Source organism: Spirosoma agri, assembly GCF_010747415.1.
In the GTDB taxonomy this organism is placed as follows: domain Bacteria; phylum Bacteroidota; class Bacteroidia; order Cytophagales; family Spirosomataceae; genus Spirosoma; species Spirosoma agri.
Genome location: NZ_JAAGNZ010000001.1, coordinates 3974293 through 3996303 on the forward strand (window position 1 = coordinate 3974293; position 22011 = coordinate 3996303).

The 22011-nt window shown below is 51.7% G+C and carries 12 protein-coding genes; 2 read left to right on the top strand and 10 right to left on the bottom strand.

Annotated features, from left to right (window positions below; all coding sequences use genetic code 11):
* Nucleotides 1-31: 31 nt before the first annotated feature.
* From GK091_RS16600 to GK091_RS16615, 4 genes are all read right to left on the bottom strand, one after another.
* Nucleotides 32-1750, bottom strand: a complete 1719-nt coding sequence (locus tag GK091_RS16600; protein WP_164040418.1) for a RagB/SusD family nutrient uptake outer membrane protein — start codon at nucleotides 1748-1750, stop codon at nucleotides 32-34.
* 17 nt (nucleotides 1751-1767) lie between these two features.
* Nucleotides 1768-4920: a SusC/RagA family TonB-linked outer membrane protein gene (locus GK091_RS16605; protein ID WP_164040420.1), complete on the bottom strand. Its 3153-nt coding sequence runs from the start codon at nucleotides 4918-4920 to the stop codon at nucleotides 1768-1770.
* 166 nt (nucleotides 4921-5086) lie between these two features.
* On the bottom strand, nucleotides 5087-5983 hold the full coding sequence (locus GK091_RS16610; protein ID WP_164040422.1) for a carbohydrate kinase family protein: 897 nt from the start codon (nucleotides 5981-5983) through the stop codon (nucleotides 5087-5089).
* 11 nt (nucleotides 5984-5994) lie between these two features.
* On the bottom strand, nucleotides 5995-7317 hold the full coding sequence (locus tag GK091_RS16615) for a sugar porter family MFS transporter (RefSeq protein WP_164040424.1): 1323 nt from the start codon (nucleotides 7315-7317) through the stop codon (nucleotides 5995-5997).
* Between the two features lie 363 nt (nucleotides 7318-7680).
* Here GK091_RS16615 and GK091_RS16620 point away from each other — a divergent pair, with 363 nt between their 5' ends.
* Together GK091_RS16620 and GK091_RS16625 are read left to right on the top strand one after the other, a co-directional pair.
* Complete coding sequence (locus GK091_RS16620) at nucleotides 7681-9171, top strand: Dyp-type peroxidase (protein ID WP_164040425.1); 1491 nt, start codon at nucleotides 7681-7683, stop codon at nucleotides 9169-9171.
* 396 nt (nucleotides 9172-9567) lie between these two features.
* The gene (locus tag GK091_RS16625) at nucleotides 9568-10623 is read left to right on the top strand and encodes a fasciclin domain-containing protein (RefSeq protein WP_164040428.1); all 1056 of its coding nucleotides are present in this window, start codon (nucleotides 9568-9570) and stop codon (nucleotides 10621-10623) included.
* Nucleotides 10624-10673: 50 nt separating this feature from the next.
* Here GK091_RS16625 and GK091_RS16630 read toward each other — a convergent pair whose 3' ends face one another.
* From GK091_RS16630 to GK091_RS16655, 6 genes are all read right to left on the bottom strand, one after another.
* On the bottom strand, nucleotides 10674-13403 hold the full coding sequence (locus GK091_RS16630; protein WP_394351870.1) for a substrate-binding domain-containing protein: 2730 nt from the start codon (nucleotides 13401-13403) through the stop codon (nucleotides 10674-10676).
* Nucleotides 13404-13698: 295 nt separating this feature from the next.
* On the bottom strand, nucleotides 13699-15243 hold the full coding sequence (locus GK091_RS16635; protein WP_394351880.1) for a RagB/SusD family nutrient uptake outer membrane protein: 1545 nt from the start codon (nucleotides 15241-15243) through the stop codon (nucleotides 13699-13701).
* Between the two features lie 60 nt (nucleotides 15244-15303).
* The gene (locus tag GK091_RS16640; RefSeq protein WP_212592966.1) at nucleotides 15304-18546 is read right to left on the bottom strand and encodes a SusC/RagA family TonB-linked outer membrane protein; all 3243 of its coding nucleotides are present in this window, start codon (nucleotides 18544-18546) and stop codon (nucleotides 15304-15306) included.
* Nucleotides 18547-18968: 422 nt separating this feature from the next.
* Nucleotides 18969-19775, bottom strand: coding sequence for a hypothetical protein (locus GK091_RS16645; RefSeq protein ID WP_164040435.1), 807 nt, complete (start codon nucleotides 19773-19775; stop codon nucleotides 18969-18971).
* A 22-nt stretch (nucleotides 19776-19797) separates the two neighbouring features.
* A complete protein-coding gene (locus GK091_RS16650; RefSeq protein WP_164040436.1) occupies nucleotides 19798-20793 on the bottom strand; it encodes a phosphotransferase enzyme family protein in 996 nt (331 codons plus the stop codon).
* Nucleotides 20794-20889: 96 nt separating this feature from the next.
* A complete protein-coding gene (locus tag GK091_RS16655) occupies nucleotides 20890-21972 on the bottom strand; it encodes a Gfo/Idh/MocA family protein (RefSeq protein WP_164040438.1) in 1083 nt (360 codons plus the stop codon).
* Nucleotides 21973-22011 lie beyond the last annotated feature (39 nt).

Genomic DNA, 22011 nt, shown 5'->3' on the forward strand with positions numbered 1-22011 from the left:
ATCCACCCGCTCCATTCATTGACTGATTAGCTTAAAATCCGGGATTCTGCTGATAAAGCCCCTTCGTAAAGGTAATTTCCCGTTGCGGAATGGGCAGGTATTCATCCCGGCCCGCCGTAAATTTAGCACCACTCAGGTGCGACCGGCGGGTTTTTTCTTTGGTAATGTACGCGTTGAGCGTTTCGGCAGCAATACCCCAACGTACCAGATCGAAGAAGCGGGGGCTTTCGGTAGCGAACTCAAGACGACGTTCGAACTGTAAGGCCTTCCGGGCGTACGACTGTGTCCAGTTGGCGGAATCGTAGGGTTTGATCAGGTACTTGGACGGATCAGTGCCATCGGCTTTCTTGGTGCGGCCCGTACTGGCAGCGGCCCGCGCCCGTATCTTATTGATCAACGGCAACGCCAGGGCTTGCTGTCCCAATTCGATATACGCTTCGGCCTGCCACAGCAGCACATCACTGTACCGGATGATGTCGATATTTTTCGAAACACCCATGAACGGACCCTGCTTTTTGTACGACGAACTAGTCGCTAGCTGCTGCGATTTCATGGTCTGGAAAAACCCGTACACGCCCGGATCGCGTATCCAACTATTGCTGAATGGTGACGCCGAATTGTATTTGTACGGGTGACCATCGATTCCGATGGTGTGATCGACGCGCGGATCGACCGTAGCTGTTTTGAAATCGATCACGGCGTCGTTGAACGTATCGAACTTAGGTAGTCCGTTGGCGTCCGTTCCGAAGGCATTGGCCAGGTTCTGGCTGGGCTGGTGAAAACCGCAGCAACCGTACTGCGGAGCGCCGTGGGGATAGTTCAGACCATCTTCAAAATTGAGCCGTCCCAGCGTCGTTCCGTCGTTGATGGAATATTGTACCGCAAAGACCGACTCGACACCGTTGTCGTATTCGGGCAGGAAATTCTCGGCAAAATCCGATTGCAGATTATATTTTCCTGAGCTGATCACCTGCTGGGTCAGGTCTACCACTTGCTGCAACTTCGTTTTATTGATGCTGACAACTTTGTGATTATCGTCCTGCTCATACGCCTGATAAAGCCGCAATTTGGCCAGATAAGCAGCCGCCGACAGTTTATTCGCCCGCCCCACCTGCGACTGCGAAACGGGCAGGTTCGTCACCGCGTACTGAAAATCTTCGGCGATCTTGTCCCACAGCTGGTCGTTGGTGTACTTCCGGTTCGACGTACCCAGAATCTGATCATTAGACAGCGTTTCGTCGATGTAAGGCACATATTTGAACAGCATTTTCAGCATGAAGTGTGCGTGACCCCGCAGAAACCGCAGTTCGGCCAGACGCGTCGTTTTCAACGCAAAACTCGATTCTGTCAGATTACTGATCGACCGGATGGCTACGTTGGCCCGGGAGATGGCTTTGTAGTAATTCTCCCAAGTGTACGGGTGGTAGAACCCACCGCCCTGCTGCGGCTGCGTCAGGTTGTGCTGCTCGTAAAAGTTGATATCTTCCAGATCAGACACGCCACCGCCCCCTTTGTAGGCATCGTCGGACCGGACGCTGCCGTACACCCACATGCTGGCGATAGGGCCGATCATTTCGCCGTTGCCCAGCGACGCATAAGCAGCCGTTACGAGCGCGTCGGCATTGTCGGCGCTTTTTATATTTTCGGACGACAGCGTTCCCTGCGGCTGGTAATCCAGGAATTCTTTGCAGGACGAAAACAAACCGCCACCGGCCATCAGAAGCAATGAAACCAGAACTTTATTTTTCATGATCGTAAGTCTTGGGCTTAGAAGGAAACATTTAAACCGAACGTGATGGTACGCGGTACGGGAACCGTATTGATGTCGATACGTTCGGGGTCCGGTCCCAGGAAATTCTTGTTTTTCAGCCAGAACACGTTCTCGGCCATCGCGTACAGCCGCAGGCTCGTCATGCCGAGCTTGCCTACCATGTCCCGTGGGAACGTATAGCCCAACTGGACGTTCCGCAGTTTGAAATAAGCGGTGCTAACGTTGAAATAATCCGACGACCGGGTTTCGTTATTGCCATCCGACAACGTAAGCGCCGGAATGCGGGACGATGTGTTCTGCGGTGTCCAGGCATTGAACACGCCCGGTCCTACGTTTTCGCGACCACGGATAAAGTTGTTGTAGAACGTGTAAGGATCGAAACCCGTCCGGCTGGCTATCCCCGATCCGAAGATCGAAAGATCGAAGTTTTTGTAGCCCAGTTCAGCGCGCACACCGTACTCAAGACCGGGCAGCGTCGTGCCAAAAAATTCCTGGTCCAGCGCGTCGATTTTACCGTCGCCGTTAAGATCCCGGTACTTGATGCGTCCCGGAGCGGCCCCAACCTGCTGAGCGTGCCGGTTTACGTCTTCCTGATTCTGGAACAAACCGTCGGTCCGGTAGCCAAACAGATCGAATTGCGAGTGACCAATGATCGTCGTCACGGCATTTCCGGCAAAGGCTGACCGCACTTCGTCGGGCAATACGGTGATCTTGTCCCGGAAGCGGGCAAAGTTGGCCGATACGTTATACCGGAAATCGCCTTTGGGTTTACCGTAATACGTCAGCAGTAATTCAAACCCTTTGTTGGTTTTCGTTGCCCCGTTCACGAACTTCAGCTGGCCCTCGCCCACCGCTGCCGCTACGGGTGGCTGAATAAGAATGTCTTTGGTTTCGCGGGTAAAGTAATCGAACGAACCGACCAGACTACCGTTCAGGAATCCGAAATCAAGCCCTACGTTTAGTTCGTCGGTCGTTTCCCATTTGAGAGCCGGGTTTGCTCCCTGCGTTTGCACGAAGCCGGATGGTAACGTACCGCTGTTCGTGCCGTTCAGGTCATAAGCCGTTCCCACGTTCCAGTATTGATCGAAAAAGCCGTTGTGACCATTGGGCACCTGCGAGGCTAACGTACCGTAGCGGGGCTCGAACAAACCAAACCGGGCTAAGTCCCCAATGTCCTGATTGCCGATCCGGCCCACGCCCGCCCGTAGTTTGAGGTTGCTGACGGCCTTCATGTTCTGCATGAATCCTTCCTTATCGATGCGCCAGCCGACCGAAGCCGCCGGAAAAAAGCCGTACCGATTGTCGGTACCAAACCGGGACGAACCATCCCGACGAAGCGTCAGCGCAGCCAGGTAGCGATCGCCAAAACCGTAATCGATCCGGGCAAACTGCGACAGTAACCGGCTTCCGGTCGATGTACCCGTGCTGCTGGCATTGCCCGACGCGGCACTCAGGACAAAGTAATCTTCGCTCTGCACAGCAAAATTCTCGCGGTACGATACGACGTTATCCAGATTGTCCTTGATGGATTCAACCCCCGCCAGTACGTTGAACCGATGCGCCCCCAGATCGAAGTTATACCGTAACGTATTGGTCCAGGTTAGGCTCAAGAACTGGTTGGTACTAAGCGTCAAACTGTTGAGCGACCGGGCGATAAAGCCGTTCTGGAACGACTGCTCGATGTTTTTATTGGAGAAACCGGCATTGTCCATGCCCAGCGACGACCGGAACACCAGCCCCCGGATCGGTTCGATCTCGGTGAAGATGTTTCCGAAGGCAAACGTCCGGCGGACTTTGTCCCAGCGGTTGATGTACTGCATAAACACCGGGTTGTTCCGGTCCGAATAGCCCGATCCGATAGGGCCAGCGTAGTCACCCGTTGTGGTGTAGACCGGAATGGTTGGCGCCAGCGTGACGGCCAGACCGGGTGTTGGTGCGCCCCCCAGGTCAGTGGTAACAGGGGTTTCGCGGGAAGCGGTCAGTTGCAGATTAACGCCGAACTTCACCCGGTTATCAGCCAGACTGGTCAAGCCATTCACGCGTCCCGTAATCCGGTTGTAGTCGGTGAACCGAACCATCCCTTTCGTGTTGAGGTAGCTCAGGTTGACCAGAATCGACGAACTTTTGGTCCCACCCGAAATGGTAAGGTCGTTGTTTGTAATCAAACCGGTCTGATACAGTTCTTTCTGCCAGTCGGTATCGCCAGCCGGTACGGTCTGGTTACCGCCCACGTAAGGCTGCACCGTTACGTTGTTGAGTACAGGATTGCTAAAATTTTTATTCCAGTCGAAGTTGTAAATCTCACCGTAGGCCGAAGCAGGGTCGGCTCCGTCATTGACCGATGCCTGCCAGAGCGCCCGCCCCCGATCAACGGCGTTTAGCATCTTGAACCGCTCGGGTTTTTCGGACTGGGCCGAGATACTGGTATTGAACTGAACATTCAGTTTTCCGTCGGTATTGTAGCCGTTTTTTGTGGTTACGATAATCACCCCGTTCGATGCCCGCGATCCGTAGATAGACGCCGACGACGCATCTTTCAGCACCTGAATGGACTGAATAGCGGTGGAATTCAAACTCTGGAAAACGAACGGTCGCTTGGTTGGCACCCCGTCGATGATGTACAACGGATCGTTGTTGCCGAGCGTATTGGCTCCCCGGATCAGCACCCGGCTGGACTCGCCGGATGGCGTACCCGATTTCTCCACGTACAAACCCGGTACCCGGCCCTGCAAGGCCTGCATGGGGTTCCCCGAACTGGTCGCTTTCGTAGCGGCTACGTCCACAATCGCTACCGCACCCGTCAGATCCTGACGGCGGGCCGTGGTATACCCCAGCACGACCACTTCGGCTAGTTGACCACCTTCGGCCAGCGAAACCGTTACGGTATTCGTGTTTGCCACCGATACAACCTGCGTAGCATAACCGATAAACGATACGGTGATGCCGGTGGCACTCTGCGGCACCGCGATCGAAAACTTCCCGGCGACATCGGCAACCGTTCCCGTCTTCGTTCCGGGAATAATGATGCTGGCACCGGGGAGTGGCTCGTTAGTTTTCGAATCGAGGATAGTCCCGGTAACCGTACGCTGCTGGGCGAGCGCCAATGTGGCTGTCAGCAACAGGCACATGAGGGTAAGTAAACGTTGCATAGATATTACTGAATAGGGATAGAAATAAAATTATTTAGAATAGGCTGGGTACTCAACTGGCTTATGGCTTACCGGAAGGGCATGGGTGTTCTACGCTCACCCTATGGATAGCGTGGATTCATTAATTTGACGAATCATCAATCACCGAATGCCCATCCGGTCCAGCTTAAAGCGAAGGCAGAACGTGATCGAATGTCGTCTCAATAATGTCCTCAGTAAAAGCGGGTGTGGCCCCACTCTGCGTAGCGACGTACGCACCGGTTGCGCAGGCAAATTTCAGGGTCTCTTTCGGCGACTCGCCCTGTAGTGTTTTATAGAGGAAAGCGGCCAGAAACGCGTCACCACTCCCAATGGTATCGGCCACCTCGATCGGAAAACCAACCTGACTGTATAAACCCGTCCCATCCAGCAATACCGCTCCGTTTTCGCCGAGTGTCACGCAAAGCATGTCGAGCTCATAGCGATCACGCAACTGATGCATGGCCTGATGCAGATCATTTTCTTCGCCATACCAGGCCGATAGTTCCACTAGTTCATGCTCGTTCAGCTTGGCGATGTGCGCGTGGTGAAGCAACTCCTCGACCGTTTCCCGTTCATAATGGGGAGCCCGCAGATTGACATCGAACACTTTCCGGGGTGCAACGGCCAGCAGTGCCAGCAGCGTTTCATGGGTTTGTTGACTACGCGCGGCCAGACTTCCATATACAAACAGATCGCTCTGCCGCACCGTTTCGAGCAGGCCAGGAACCAGTTGAATGTAATCCCAGGCAACGGGCTGTACGATCTTGTAGGTCACCTCATTGGAATCGGAGATATTGGCTTTGGCAACCCCCGTCAGGTGCGTTTGCCCAACCTGAATCAGATCGAGCGGAATCTGTTTCTGTGCCAGAAAATCGAGCAGTTCGCGGCCCAGGTCGTCACTGCCGACGCGGCTGATGAGTTGAGCGTTCAGCCCAAAATTACGTAGATCGGCGGCTACGTTCATGGGTGCTCCGCCGGGCTGTTTACTGGTTGGCAATACGTCCCAGAGGATTTCGCCGAAGCAGGTGATGGTTGGTGTCATTGTCAGTCAGATTAATGAACGAAAACAGTTTTTTCGATTTGTTCCAGGCTGGTGCCTTTGGTTTCGGGCATGAGCCGCAGCACGAACAGCAGTTGCAGCACCATCATGACCGCGAAAAACAGGAATGTGTTGCCTCCGCCGAAATGCTCGGATAAATAAGGAAACGTAAATGTGATGATGGCGGCCATCAGCCAGTGCGTGAAGCTACCCAATGCCTGACCGCTGGCGCGTACTTCGTTCGGAAAAATCTCGGAAATAAACACCCAGATAACGGCCCCCTGCGAGAATCCGAAGAAAGCAATGTAGCCAAACAGCAACAGCGGAACGGTCATACCAAAGTCATGTACGTAAAAGGCCCGCGCCACCAGTGCCAGCGTGATGATCAAACCGATGGAGCCAATCTTCATGAGCGTCCGTCGTCCATAGCGATCGATCAGGTTCATGGAGATCATGGTAAAGATAAGGTTTGTCAAGCCAATGCCCGCCGACGAAAGCAGCGACGAATTTTTACCCAGACCCGTCATCTCGAAAATACGGGGGGCGTAATAAATGATGGCGTTGATACCCGACACCTGATTGAAGACCGCAAACAGCACGGCCAGCATGACCGGCGTTTTGTACGCACCCGAAAACAACCGGGTCGATGCTGTTTTATGCCGATTGCTTTGCTGGATAGCAACGAAGGTTTGCTCCGCCGTTTCGGGATCGATCATGTTCAGCACCTCCCGCGCTTCGGTCGCGTTTCCTTGCTGCAACAGCAGCCAGCGCGGACTTTCCGGAATGCCCAGGACCGCCAGCAGAAAAATAAGCGATGGTAGCGCCTGAACGCCCAGCATCCAGCGCCACGGTTCAGCCCCGGCGTCAGCCAGCAGGAAATTAGACAGGTAGGCAATTAGGATACCCAGTACCACATTAAACTGAAACAAGCCAACCAGACGACCACGCGATTTAGCGGGCGAAATTTCGGTGATGTACATCGGGGCTGCCACCGATGATGCGCCCACACCCAGACCACCCAGGAAGCGGAAGATGAGAAAGGTCCACCAGTCAGGGGCCAGCGCGGTGCCGAGCGAAGCCAGCAAGTATAGAAACGCAATCCAGAACAGTGTCCGTTTACGCCCGAGTTTTTCTGCCGGAATGCCACCGGTCATGGAGCCGATCACCGTACCGATCAGCGCGATCGACACCGTCAGTCCATGCTCCCAGACGCTAAGTCCCCACAAGGACTGAAGTGACTGCTCAACACCGGATATGACGGCGGTGTCGAAGCCGAAAAGAAAACCACCGAGCGCGGCAGTGATCGACCACAGAAAAATACGTTGTTTCTGACTCATGTCTGACGAAAATGAACCGGTTTCTAGAGGCTCATAAGTCAAATGTACAACGCGTTTACACTGGCAGCTTTCAGGATTTGTTCAAATGCTTTCGAAATAATAATTAACACTAAACAGTTAATAATGAACCGTTTAACTATATACTACTGGATAGCCCTTTTGATTTTGATACACTGACTTTCGGATTTGATTCAAGGGCTTTTCGAACCTGAAACGGCATTATCGTCGGTCGTGCCAGCAGCGGCTGTTTCCGAGCGGCCTGATCACTACGACTAAACAGAACGACCTTCCCTACCGCTTCCCCACGCTTGATTGGTGACAGGTCACTACCCATTTACTAACCAAAACTTAATCCTTATCTGTATGCCAGCCGAATTTTTAACCCAAAAGGGCCTCAGCTACGACGGCACTGAATTCAAAGCCATTGCCGACGATTTGCAGGGTAACATTCTCAAGTCGCATGGGCGCAACCACACCGCCCACATTTTCTTCAAATTTCGCCCCGGTAAAGTGGCCGAAGCAAAAGCATTCATCCGGTCTTTCGAGCACCTGGTCACCTCAGCTGCCAAGCAAAAGGTGGATACGAACGACTTCGACACGAACGGTTCACAACACATTTTCACAACCTTTTACCTGAGTGCTGCCGGTTACTACTACCTGGGCGTAAAAGACAGCAAAACACCCACTGATCCGCAGTTCAGAGCGGGTATGCAGGCATCAGCACAAAAACTCGCCGATCAACCGGACCAATGGGACAATGGCTACCGCAATCAGGGCGTTCATGGTATGATTTTGCTCGGTTTTGGGGGTGGCGTCCGCGCCCAGCTTCTTGAACGGGAAACGCTCAATATCAGCAACCAGCTCCTGCGAAATGGGCTGGCCGAGGTATTCGTTGAGAAAGGCGATAGCATTAAAAATGACAACGGCGACGACATCGAGCATTTCGGTTACGTCGATGGTATCAGCCAGCCGAAGTTCTTTCGGGAAGAGTTGAATCCGGACCTGGCCACGAACTGGAATCCGATGGCTTTCTGGGATCTGGTGTTGGTCGACGATCCGGGTGGTCGTCCCGGCAAATCGTATGGCAGTTATCTTGTGTTTCGTAAACTCGAGCAACACGTTCGGGATTTCAAGAAAACCGAACAAAAACTGGCGCAAAGCCTGTTCAATTCCGATTCGGAACTGGCGGGGGCCATGATCGTCGGGCGGTTTGAAAACGGTATGCCCGTTACGCTTAGTTCGGAGGATACCGAACTCAATGCGCATCATGATCCCGGCATTCCGGTAAGCGGCTCGTTCGTCGGCAAGCTCAATGACTTCACGTATGACAGCGATGCCGAGGGTGCCCGGTGTCCTTTCCACGCGCACATTCGCAAATCGAACCCACGGGGCGAATCCAAACGACTCGACCCGACTATCACCACGGAGGCTGAACAACTGCACACCATGGCCCGGCGCGGGATCATATATGGGAAGCGCGACGTTCATCCCAACAAGCAGAAAAATCTGGACAAGCTTCCCAACGGCGGAGTGGGCCTACTGTTCATGAGTTTTCAGCGTAGTCTGGCTAATCAATTTGAGTTTATCCAAAGCGCCTGGGTCAATGAAGACAACTTCGTTCATGGGTTTCTGCCCGGTGATAAACCAACCGGAAAAGATCCTGTTATCGGTCAGGGATCGTTCGATGTGTTAACGCACCAGTACACCCGTACTTACGACAATGCCAACACAATTGACAAACTACATGCACCGCTCGATCCCGCCAATCATGTCAATGACTTCGGCAAATTCGTAACGACGCGCGGAGGTGAATACTTTTTTGCCCCAAGCAAAACGTTCTTACGAACCCTATAATTAGCAAGATTTGTTCTGTTTCGAGAACGGTGTTCGGTAGGTCCCATCCTGGTTGTGGGACTTACTGAATGCCGTTCTTTTTTAGTTAGTCCAGTCGTTTGGTTGAGTAACCAGACGGGTAGCCAGTGCGTGTACGGTGTTGTAAAGAGGCTGTCTCAATTACCGCTCGATCAGAAAATTTGTCCTACAAATACTACGATAATTACAATACAATCACTGAGAAATCAACCACTTAAGGCTATCCTACCGCTTAATCAACAAATACATGAAGTAAATAGCATGCAACATTGCCGACAAAACAGAGTTTTTTTATATGACGCACTGAACGTATCCTGACGATTTGGGCTGCGTTACAGACGATCTTGTTCTATCGGTTCACTTAAATGTACTCAACACATGATCCAGTCAATTCACACGTACTTCCGACAGAGTACGCTTTTGTTACTGCTGGCAGCAGCCCCTTTTTTCGTTAGCTGCTCGACCAATACACCAGACCCCGTAGCCACCACCCCGCCCACGTCCGGCACGGTCACTACGCCCGGCACCGGAACGACGACAACACCCGGTACAAGTACAACAGCGACGCCCGGCACAACCGTTGTCTCATCGGTGACCTATATTGCTCAGAAAGATAACCTGAACCTGCTCGAGGCAGCTATTGTCCGCGCGGGTCTAACGGCTGATTTCAACAAAGAAGGTATTACGATTTTCGCGCCATCGGACGACGCGTTCAAAGCAGCCGGTTATGCGAATGAAGCAGCCGTTTCTGCTGCCCCGGCCGCCGATCTGCAACGGATTCTCCGCTACCACGTGGTGGGGTCACGCATTGACCAGTCCGCAATTCCGACGGGCGTCAACACGTCGTATCAAACATCTCTGGCCGATAATCAGATCTCCGTTTACAAAACCAGTGCCAGCGATATCAGTGTGAACCAGGCCAAAATCATTCAGGGTGACAACCCCACCACGGGCAGCGTTGTCCACATAATTAACCAGGTGCTTATGCCACCATCGGTCAATTTGATTGCCCTCGCCAAAACGAATACGAACCTGTCGTTCCTGGCTGCGGCCATAGACCGGGCGGGCTCGAGTGTACAGGATGTGTTGAACAAGAACACGCAAAATGGGTACACGCTCTTCGCACCGACTAATGATGCGTTTAAGGCAGCTGGTTACGCGGACGAAGCAGCCATCAAAGCAGCCGATCAGAAGAAACTATCCGACCTGTTGCTCTATCACGTGCTGACGTATCGTGCGTTTGCCCAGACCTTCCAAAATGGGGCTGACATTGTAACGGCACAGGGCACCAGCGTACGCATCAATTCCAGCAACGGAAAGGTCACGCTGTTGGGTAAAGGCAATGGCTCTACAGCAGCCAACGTCACCCAAGCCGACCAAGTGGCGTCCAATGGCATTATCCATGTCATTGACCGGGTGCTCCTAGCGCAATAAACCGTAATTTGCCAATAGTAAAAACGCCGGGTATCGTACCCGGCGTTTTTTTATGCACTCACCGACGATTTCCGGTATTCGGAGGGCGTCTTCTGCGCGTGTTGTTTAAAGAATGTCGTGAAATAGGCCGGTGAACTGAAACCGGTTTCGTAAGCGATTTCGGCCATTGGCTTCGTGGTTTCCCGCAACAGATTTTTTGCTTTTTTCAGGCGGATCTCGGCCAGGTAATCGATGACGTTCATGTCGAGCAGGGCCTGTACTTTCCGGTATAACTGCACGCGCGAAAGCCCCATCTCACGGCTTAATTTTTCGACGCCAAAGGCCGGGTCGGACAGGTTTTGTTCGATCAGAACGGTTAGTTCATTCAGGAACTTCTTGTCCTCCCGATTGCCCGCACTGGTCGTTGACAGAAAATCGGACGCATAGCGTCGTTGCCACTTTTCCCGATTGAGCAGGATGGTTCGGAGCGTTTCAAGCAGATACGTTGTATTGAATGGTTTCGTGATGTAAGCATCAGCACCGGCCCTTGTTCCTTCGATTCGTTGCTCCATCTGCCCCTTCGCAGTCAGCAGAATAATTGGAATGTGTGATGTGCGCAAGTCCGCTTTTACGCGCTGTGTAAGTTGCAGGCCGTCCATACCGGGCAGCATTACATCACTGATGATCAGATCCGGAATTAAATCAAGCGTTCGCTCCCATGCTTTTTCGCCGGTACTTTCCGCGATGATATCGAACTCCCCCCCCAACCGATCAACCAGAAAGGTCCGCAGATCATCGTTATCTTCGACGACAAGCAGCGTACCCGCCTGTCGGCCGGAAAGGGTGATCGGTTCTGTAACCTCATCGCTGTCGGCCATATCAGCTAGTGTCCGTTGCTGAGCCACCATGCTTTGCGTAATTGCGCCCCGACTGATGGGGCCATCCATTTCTTCCGGAGCAAGATGCCGGTTACCCAATGGTAATCGAATCGTGAAGGTGGTTCCTTTGCCCAGTTCGGATTGCACGCAGAGTTCCCCCTGATGAAGCTGAATAAACTCCATCGACAGAGCCAACCCCAACCCTTTTGACAGGTTGAACGGCTTCGTTCCGCTGTAGAACAGATCGAAGGCGTGCGTCTGCTCATCGGGCGTCATTCCATCGCCATTATCCTCCACCTGAATGCGAACCTGCTCATTCAACACATCGAGCCGCAGATGAATAAGTCCGCCTTTTGGTGTGTATTTGAAGGCATTTGACAGAAGATTGACGATCACTTTATCCAGTTTTTCAGTATCGAACCAGACCGGCAGGTTCGACTTAGCCGATATGAATTGAAGATCGATCCGTTGTTTCTCCGCTTTTTGCCTGAAATCATGCACAATGTCCTGAATGAACGCAATGATGTCCTGCTCCGACGTGTGCAGTCGTTGTTTTCCGGCATCGGTTTTTCGTAGGTCAAGCATCTGGTCGATCAGCCGCAGCAGCCGATACGCGTTCTTCTGAACCAGCGATAAGTTGCTTTTCAGATCGTGTGTGCTCACGTTTTTTTTGCTCAGCAGATCTTCCGTTGGCGTCAGAATCAGGCTGAGGGGCGTGTTGAACTCATGGGAGATGTAGGAGTAAAAGCGCAGTTTCTCTTCCGTGGCTAGTCGGGCCTGCTGCGAAACGGCTTCAATTTTATCCTTCTGATCAAGGATTTCCTGGTTTTGCTTTTCCAGCGTTTGATACGCCGTTTGTTTCGACCGAACCAAATAAAAAGCCCACCCCCCCAGCGAAATGACGACCAGTAAACTCACCAGTGTTAAGTAAAGCGTATTTTTCTGCGACGAATACGTTTGTGTCAGTTCATCGATACGCTGGCTCTGCTTTTCAATATCACGCTGCTGCTCGGTTAGTTTGTCAGTCTGGAGTTTCATGATCCTGACGTTCGATGAGTCGATCAGCGTTGTTGGTAATCGGTTTTCTCGCTTGAACGGCTGTTTTTTCAGAATAGCCACGGCGGTTCGGATGGCCTCTTTCCCACCGGTCGGGTACAGCACGGTAGCGTTCAAGATACCCTGATCGACAAGATCGATTCCTTCATTTTTGCCGGGCAACCCATCGACACCAATAATTTTCACCTGCCGGGCGAGTCCCAATTGTTGACAAACCTGGTAGGCTTTCAACGCTGTCCGGTCGTTCTGAGCAAAAATGAGTTGTATGGTTGGCTGCGATTTCAGCAAGCGGGTCAGCTTTTCGGCGAACGATTGTCGATCCCAGTCGCCTTCCAGTTTCGCGATCAGCCGAACACCGGGATGGCTCCCAATGGCTTCCATAAAACCACGATGCCGATCGATATCAGCCGACGAACCCGGCGATTCGCCAATCTCGACAATGTTGCCCAAACCGTTCAGCAATGCACTGGCCCGAACACCCGCAGTCCGACCCACCTCAACGTTATCAGCCCCAACGTAGGCCGTATATTGATCCGAAGCCGTACGCCGGTCGAGCACAATTACCGGCATTCCCTGCTGGTACGCTTTTTCGACAATGGGTGTGATGGGCTGGGCGGCATTGGGGGAGACAATCAGCAGATCGACACGCTGATCCATAAGCTCCTGAATCTGGCTGACCTGCCGGGCACTTTGTCCACCAGCATCCTTGACAATAAACTCGATTTCAGGCGTGAAAGCTAGCTCCTGATTCATGCTTTCCAGCATAGTTTTACGCCATGTATCGGACCCGGTACGCTGCGAAAAGCCAATTCGGTACGTCTTGTCCGGCGTACTTGATGTGCAGGACCCAGCCACTATTCCCAGCAAGATCAGTATAAACGCGAACGATCTATACGTACTTAAAAACGAGGAATGAAATAGTGGCTGTGAACAGACAGGGTTAGTCATTGAAAAGGAACAAATTTCCTGTATTGAACAAAGATAATGTTTACCAATTTCAATACAAAACGAATGAACAGCGGGGTTCTGGGACTTATGGCGACCTTAAGATATACCACTAAAGCCCTTAAACTACAAAAGCTCTCCCATTGCTGAGAAAGCTTTTGTAGACTGTAACTAGTGGAAAATTAGCCGAGGCCCTTCACCGGTAAGCACTTGTTACCTAAACGCCTGGATAACCCGGATTCTGTGGGCGCAGGTTTGGGTTGTTCAGCATTTCCTGTCTGCCCAGCGGGAACAGCAGGTGCTTTTCCTGCAACGGCTGATTCGAGCTTTTGTTAATGTGTCCGACGAAGTTATCGAAGCCATTGGTCGTTTCGTTGTACACTTTGCGAAGGCGCACCATGTCAAACCAGGTGATCTGCTCGTAGCACAGCTCGTGCCACCGCTCGCGCCATACGGCCTCCCGGAAAGTAGACTGCGTGTAAGTCCCCAAAGCGGGAGTCGTCAGCGTAGCGCGGTCGCGGATGCGTTTGAATGCGTCGTAAGCGGCCTGTGTTGGTCCACCCACTTCGTTTTGCGCTTCGGCGTACATCAACAACACTTCGGCATACCGGATCTGGGGTACGTTCAGGTTATTGTTACGCGTTGGCGTAGCACCCGGCGTTCCGTTGGCGGTCCGGTTGAAATGTTTGAAGATGTAGGGCGCATTCAGGTTGAACTGCTCACCTGTACCATTGGTGTAGTACGTCGTGTAGAAGTACCCAACCTGGTCTTTGGCCCGCAGATCGCCCGCTTCGTATGAATTGTAGAACGCAGGCGTAGGCACTGTACTTCCCGTACCACCCGGGCCATTGTACGTAACCGGTTTAAAGTTCGGGTACATATTGTCCATCGGGTTAGCAGCGACCAGCGTGTTGTACTGAAGCATGTAGATGTGCTCCAGGCGATTCTTCGTGCTTTCCTTGTGCACATCCTCATACGTCGTGAACAGGTTGATCGTCGTTGGATTCGCGTTGGCATACGTGATCACTTCGAACGATTTATCGGCGGCCAGTTTATAATACGCAGCGCCTTTGTTCAGCGGCTGTCCGGCCATGGTCAGATATACCCGCGCCAGCTGTGATTTAACCGCTGCCAGGTTCACCCGGCCACTTACGTCCGTCCAGGCCAGACCAGCGGCTTCGGCAGCCGTCAAGTCTTCCACAATCAGTTTATACACATCCTCCTGCGATGACCGCTTTGGCTGAAAATCCTCCGACGTAGCGGTTTGCGGTTTCGTGACCAGCGGAATATCACCCCATAGACGCACAGCGGTGAAATAAGCCGTCGCCCGCAGGAATCGCGCTTCTCCCAGAATTTTAGCTTTTTGAGCCGCATCCATTGGCGTAATGCCCGGCACCTTGTCGATTGTCTGGTTGGCCTGGGCAATTACCCGGTACAGCCCATTCCAGTAGTTGACAACGTGTGCCGTATTACCATCATAAACCAGTCCATACAGGTTATTCAGGTCGGAGTTCTGGGCGGTTTCGGTCGTCGATGTACCCGTTACCGCTTCGAGCAGCTGCCAGTTGGAGGAGAAGATACCCGCTCCATCACCAAAAAACCGGAGGTTATCGTACACGGCAGCCAGAGCCGCTTCGGCGTGATCGGGAATCGTATAGAAGTTATCGGGCGTTAGGTTAGAGGGCGCTTTTTCAACCAGAAAATCAGAGCAGCCCACCGGTCCCAGCAGCAACATCGCTCCGCCGATCACCACCCTGCTCATTTGTTTAAACACTGTATACTTCATTGTTACTATCGTTTGAATACGAATGCTGTCGTTTGATTAAAGACCGATTTGCAGGCCTAACATGTACGTAGTTGGCTTTGGATAATTGTGCCAGATCTGACCTTGTGAAAAAGCACTGCTATCGTTACCCTGGTTGGTTGGCGTTACTTCCGGATCGCCGATGATTTTGTCATGGACTAAGAGGAAGAAGTTCTGCGCCGTGGCATACAACCGGAGACGGTTCAGCTTGAGCCGGTTGGTCAACTCAGCGGGGAATGTGTATCCAACCAGCAGGTTTTTACCACGCAGGAACGACCCGTCTTTCACCCAGTGGCTATCAACGTTCGTTACGTAGCCAGCACGGGTATCACGGATTTCGGCGATCGGTGTGTTCTGGTTCGTTGATGTCCAGGCGTTCAGTACGCTTTTGTAGCTGTTAGCCAATGCCTGACGGTCTTCGCTCGCGTGCAGGTTCATCAACATGACATCGTTACCCTGCGAAAACTGAAGTTCAAGTGTCAGATCGACGTTTTTGTAACGCAAGCTGTTAGTAAAGGCTCCCCAGAATTTTGGGCTACCGTTACCGATAATGCTACGGTCGGCATCGGTGATCGCTTTATCGCCATTCACGTCCAGGTATTTGATGTCACCCGGCAGAATCGTCAGCCCGTTCCGGTAGCTGGTAAATTTAGCAGCCTCTTCACGTTCGGCTTCGCTCCACGTTCCCAGGCGAGTAAGTCCCCAGAAGGAACCAACCGCTTCGCCAACACGGATGATGTTGGTCTGGTTGGTAAAGTTCGGTCCACCCACGCCGAAGATATCCGATGGGGTAGCCAGCGACAGAACTTTGTTCCTATTGAACGAAATGTTAAATGTGGTATTCCACTGGAAACCGCCCCGATCAATGTTAACCGTATTCAACCCAAATTCAAAGCCCTGGTTCTGCATCGATCCAACGTTCCGGCGAATGGTTGCGTAGCCGCTCGTACGGGGTACGGGAGCATCCAGCAGCATGTCGGTCGTTTTCCGATAGTAGTAATCGGCTTCAAGTGTGATCCGGCCTTTCAGTAACCCTAACTCTACACCAACATCAGTTTGAGCCGTTTTTTCCCAGCGAAGATCGGGGTTAGCCAACCGGCTGATACCGGTTCCACCATAACGGGCATCATTGTAAACGGTAGCATAGTTCGAGCTAAGCAATGCCAGCGATGTATAAGCCGGAATTTCGGAGTTACCCGTCAGACCGTAGCTCGTGCGTATTTTCAGGTTAGAAACGACCGGATTACCTTTCAGGAAGCTTTCTTCCGAAACACGCCAGGCCACGGCCGCCGATGGGAAGAAGGCAAACTTGTGGTTTTCCCCGAACTTAGACGATCCATCAGCCCGACCCGTGAAGGTAAACAGGTATCGTTCTTTGAAATTGTAATTGATCCGTCCGAAATACGAGTTAAATGCGTTTCGGTCAGCGAACGAAGATACACTGGGGAGCGTACTACCGGCACCTAAGTTATTGAAGGTGAAATAGTCAGTGGCAAAGTTCCGTACGCTGGCACCCATGCCGAAACGATCCGTTGCCTGCCACGAAATACCCAACAGAGCCGTGATGGCATTATCCGCATTGATCTGCTTGTTATACGTCAGGTAATTTTCCAGCGACCAGAACGTCGTACGCGTATTGTTGGCACTAGCAGTTCCGTTGGCACCTATGTCCAGTGTCCGTGTCTGCGACTGAAGAACTTCCTGCGTTTGCACGTTAGCGCCCAGGACTGTTCTCATCTCCAGTCCTTTCGCTAGGTTGATATTTGTATACAGACTTCCGATGGTTGTCTGCGTATTGAGATTGTATTTACGATCCATCAGCCGGTGTACCGAGCTCATAGTACCTTCCGCATAAGGATAATCCCGGTTCTCCGCGTATTTACCATCCGAATACTTCACCGGTAGAAAGGGGAAATCCTCAACGATCTGCCGGGCCACCGCGTCATTGATATCGACAAGGTTTTCTGCCTGGTTGTTGTAGCTCAGCGTACCGCCAATTTTCAGCCATTTTTTCACCTGATCATCAATCGTGAACCGGCCTGAATACCGCTTCAGATACGATGTCTTGATAAGGCCCTGATCATCCCGGTAACCCAGTGACAGCGCATACTGTGTACGCTCATTACCGCCACTGAATCCTAACTGATGACTTTGGGAAAGCTTGTTCTGCGATGACTCCTTAAACCAATCCGTATCATACAGTGGGTTCAGGTTGCTATCAAAGACGCCCGGATGAGCGGCACTGAATGCAGCCCGTCTCACTTTTGGGTCCAGATAGGTCCATTTTCCGGCAGCCCAGCCGACGGGATCATACTTTGCCATGTTGGCATAAGCCAAATCTTCCGTTGCCAGATACTCCTTCGCGTTCAATACCTGCGGCTTGTTGGGACCAATGGTGTTTACGCTGAAGGTACCGTCGTAAGTAACCCGGCCTTCGCCCGATTTCCCTTTGCGGGTCTGCACCAGAATAACACCGTTGGCTCCTCTGGCCCCGTAAATAGCAGTCGATGAAGCATCTTTCAAGACTTCAACCGAGACAATATCGCTGGGGTTAATGTAGTCAATCGGGCTGCTGAACTGATCTCCCGTCGTTTGCGGCAGCATAACGCCATCAACCACATACAAGGGGTTGTTAGACGAGTTGATAGAGCTAAAGCCCCGAATACGAATAGTAGTCCGTCCACCAGGGCGACCCGAGTTCGTGTTTACCTGCACACCGGGCATCCGTCCCGATAGGGCCTGGTTCAGCGATGGCGCGGGGCGTTCCATAAGCTGGGCTTCTTTCACCCCAGCAACGGCACCGGTCAAATCCGATTTTTTCGTCGTACCATACCCGATAACGACAATTTCGTCAAGAACCTTACTGTCGGTCTGGAGGGACAAATTGATCGTAGCCTGCGCACCTACCCGCACTTCTTTAGGCAGGTAACCCACAAACGAAAATACCAGCACCGCTTCATTGTTCGGCACATCAAGTTTATACTGACCATCAGCATCAGTAACCGTACCCCGCTGAGATCCTTTCACGACGATACTCACACCGGGCAACGAGGCATTAGCCTCATCCGTAACCCGACCTGATACCGTGCGGTCAAACAAATTCGCCGTTAAATGAACAGTACGATTTCCGCCTGCTTTCCCTACCAGGGGAGTCGTTGCGGCATAGGTGAGCGTTGTACAGAAAAGAAAAAGGAGACTTTGTGTAGAGGACAGCCTCAACATCCGCACAAGACTGGCTTGCGGGCGTAAAAGTTTTTGCATAAATTTTTCAATCGCCAGAACGATTGGTTTAGGTTTGGACAATAAAAAATGTCTAGAGCAACCACACTCTGGCGTAAGAAATACGTATTCGTGTCTAACTACTCATCGATTATTAAAAATTTTTAATAAAATTTTTAGTTTTTCTTAACCGGCGCTTACCCGATAGGCATAGGGTCTTGTAAAACAGAAGTTTACGATTTTTTCTCAATTTTTCTTGATTAGAACACATCTGCGTTAAGCAGGTGTGTAAAAAATGATCCTTTAAAACCGCAGCTTTAAAGGATCAATAAATAGTAGCTTTAGGTTAATAAACTATCACCATAAATGTAGAAAATGTCACCTTATTTTAGCCAATTTTCTATCATTCAGCGTATTGTATTACGTCCCTATCGCTCTGCATTATCATGGGTTTTACTCGCTCCTTAGTAGTCAACAGCCGAGACAATGACGTAGTTGTCGTTCCGGGTGATTCCGTAAAAGATCAGCCTGTCTTTAGCACTCCGGTCGATGGCAAACGCCTGGCCTTCGCTAATGGTCTGAATAGTTTTCACGTACTGTAGCGTATGCCCGCGATCGGGTAACTTCAGGACATACAGTTCGGGCTTATCATGACCAGTGCAGTAAATCAATCCGTCTTTCCCCCAAGTTCCACCCGAGGTGCTTTTAGGCGAAAACGCTTGCAGGACAATAGCCGGAAATGTCCAGGCTTCTACCTGCTGCCAGCTTTCCGTAAACTTCACCAGGGTGGTCCAGCGATTATCACGCCCTTCAGCAGACGCCTTATCGGAGTAATTCGCGAAAGCAACCCACCAGTTACCCTGGTAGAAATCGGCCCAGGTGGCGGAGCCGGGAAACAGGCCAAAACTATGGCTACCAATGTGCTGAAGTGTACCCGCGTCGAAGATTTCCAGCGAACTCGCCATCGGCACATCCGGATAGTTGGACTGGGTACAGTAGAGCTTTTTTCCAATGACCACGCCACTGTTCATATGCTTGAGCTGCCCGGTTGTGTCGGTCCAGGCCGCGACCTGCCTGCCCTCTGTTTTCGTATGCTTCGTTAGAGAGTGGTTATTGATAACGTAAAAGTGGTTCCGATCGACGGCCACACCCTGCCGTACTTCGTTCAGTTGAAAACGTCTGAGCTCCGTGGCTTTCTGCCCGTAGCTGATGAAAGCGTGACCTGCCAGTATAGAACTGACAATTAATAAGATACGGTAGCGAAGATGCATGGGGCTACTTTTGCGGTGAGGGTTAGAATTGGCAGTACATATCGGCAAATCGGTTTATCACAGCGACCCGTTCTTTTAAATACCTCGGACTTAAAAAATAGTTGGACCAGTCATCGAAGTTTTCAGCAGCAAAACCAACGTAAAAAATCCAGAACAGCACCCCTAAAAACGGAATCGCATCCAGTTCCTCATCTGATAAAGCGCGTACCTCTTTGTAGCCGTCAATAAAGACCGCAAACTGACGATCACCTTCCTCTTTCGTTAGCCTACCCGTGGCGGAATGAATGAAGAAGTGGATCAGGAACGAAGCCAGATCATTCGCCAGAAAACCTTTACCGGCAAAGTCGAAGTCGAAAAGCGTGAATGTATCACCATCAAAATGGAAGTTTTTGGGCAGGTAATCGTAGTGGCAGTAGCCGTAACTGAAGGCCGACGTAGTCAACGTTGCCATCTTTTTCTCGACCTGATCACCCAGCTCCAGTAGGCGGTGGTAATCGTCCAGCCCATCGGTAAACCACGGCTTCACCAGCCGAAGCGGTCGATGAAGCATGGTCTCTATGTTGTATTTCTTGCGTTCGTGCGACAACTCAATGCGGGAGGTGATGTTGTGATTGACCGCCATCTCATTACCGATCACCCGCAATTGTTCATCCGTGAAATCATAAACGCTCTTTCCGCTGGCGAAGTAAAATAATACGCCATGCCGTATACCCTCCGCAGCAGTGAACGCCTGAATCTGTTCACCGTCTACAGCACGAACGGGATGAGAAACCTTCGCTCCCTGCTCATTCAGGATATTCAGCAGCTCAACTTCGCCTTTTATCTCCTCTAGACTCCGGTGCGAACTGCGGTATATTTTCAGAACGTATCGAGGCTGTGAATCCTCCAGCACGTACGTATCGCTGACCCCATGCAGCAAAAAACGACAGGTCAGCCCGCTAAATCCGTAGCTTTTTTCGACACTATCTTTTAAAGCCGACGACGATAACGTTGAATATTGGGTGGGAAAAATATCCATTCCGGCTGTATATGCTGTGGTTTGAGGGGCATGAAGTAACGTGAACGGTCGGCCGTTGTAACCCGCGAAGCCGACCGTCCACGCTACGATTAACGCTTATAAATAGACCGGCTGTCCAGTGCGGACTGATTCGTCGCAGGCAAAAGCGACCTCAAGGCTACTTACGGCATCCTGCATGTGATCGGTTAAGTCGAGGTTCTCCTGAACGGCCTTCAGAAAATACCGTTGTTCCCGGTTACACAATTCCTGGTGGTCGGGTTCATCCTGCATATCGATCCAGGTATCCGCTTCCGCAAACTGATCGTCGGCCGTTAGCGCAGCTCGGTGTACCCGCAGTGATTCGGTTTTGGTATGCGAATCAACGTTGTCGGATTTTCCGGCAGCTCCGGCGTTCTTGGCCACAATCGATACGCAGCCGTTCGGTCCGATCACGTCTTTAACAAAAAACGCGGTTTCGCTCATCATGGGTCCCCAACCCGCTTCGTACCAACCCACGGAACCGTCTTCGAACCGGATTTGTAACTGACCGTAGTTGTAGTTACCAGCCGGAATATCGTTGGTCAATCGTGCGCCGATGGCATTCACCTGAACAGGTTTGGAGCGGGTCATCTGGCACATCACATCGATGTAATGCACCCCACAATCGACAATTGGGCTAAGGCTTTTCATCAGATTCCGGTGAACAGTCCACATCATACCGTGGCTTTGCTGGTTCAAATTCATCCGCATGACGAGTGGTTTACCCATTTCCCGCGCCACTTCAACAAATTTTTCCCAGGACGGATGATGCCGCAGAATATACCCGATAACGAGCTTTTTTCCGGCTTTTTCGGCAGCCGCTACGACCCGCTTTGCGCCAGCAACCGTATCGGCAATGGGCTTTTCCATGAACACATGGCATCCCTGCTCGAAGGCCTGAATCGCAAATGATTCGTGCGTATCTGGGTACGTTGAAATACAGACAGCATCGGGTTTGGTTTCGGCCAGCGCCGTCGCGTAATCCGTGAACAATGGATACTCACCACCCAGCCGTTCGTTGAGAACAACCTTACTATTTCCGGTCGATACGATTCCGCAGATGTCGAAACCGTCCAGCGTTTTATACGCAATAGCGTGCGACGATCCCATGTTGCCGCAGCCGACCACAAGAACCCGCAATGAATTAGTTGAAAGAGACATGAACGTGACGTTGACGGGAAGTTAATTAGCGATTTACCG

Bases quoted from the DNA above. Each gene is read 5' to 3' on its own strand.
- GK091_RS16600 (WP_164040418.1), bottom strand. From the start codon at position 1,750: ATGAAAAATAAAGTTCTGGTTTCATTGCTTCTGATGGCCGGTGGCGGT.
- GK091_RS16620 (WP_164040425.1), top strand. From the start codon at position 7,681: ATGCCAGCCGAATTTTTAACCCAAAAGGGCCTCAGCTACGACGGCACT.
- GK091_RS16645 (WP_164040435.1), bottom strand. From the start codon at position 19,775: ATGCATCTTCGCTACCGTATCTTATTAATTGTCAGTTCTATACTGGCA.
- GK091_RS16610 (WP_164040422.1), bottom strand. From the start codon at position 5,983: ATGACACCAACCATCACCTGCTTCGGCGAAATCCTCTGGGACGTATTG.
- GK091_RS16650 (WP_164040436.1), bottom strand. From the start codon at position 20,793: ATGGATATTTTTCCCACCCAATATTCAACGTTATCGTCGTCGGCTTTA.
- GK091_RS16605 (WP_164040420.1), bottom strand. From the start codon at position 4,920: ATGCAACGTTTACTTACCCTCATGTGCCTGTTGCTGACAGCCACATTG.
- GK091_RS16635 (WP_394351880.1), bottom strand. From the start codon at position 15,243: ATGAGCAGGGTGGTGATCGGCGGAGCGATGTTGCTGCTGGGACCGGTG.
- GK091_RS16640 (WP_212592966.1), bottom strand. From the start codon at position 18,546: ATGCAAAAACTTTTACGCCCGCAAGCCAGTCTTGTGCGGATGTTGAGG.
- GK091_RS16655 (WP_164040438.1), bottom strand. From the start codon at position 21,972: ATGTCTCTTTCAACTAATTCATTGCGGGTTCTTGTGGTCGGCTGCGGC.
- GK091_RS16615 (WP_164040424.1), bottom strand. From the start codon at position 7,317: ATGAGTCAGAAACAACGTATTTTTCTGTGGTCGATCACTGCCGCGCTC.
- GK091_RS16625 (WP_164040428.1), top strand. From the start codon at position 9,568: ATGATCCAGTCAATTCACACGTACTTCCGACAGAGTACGCTTTTGTTA.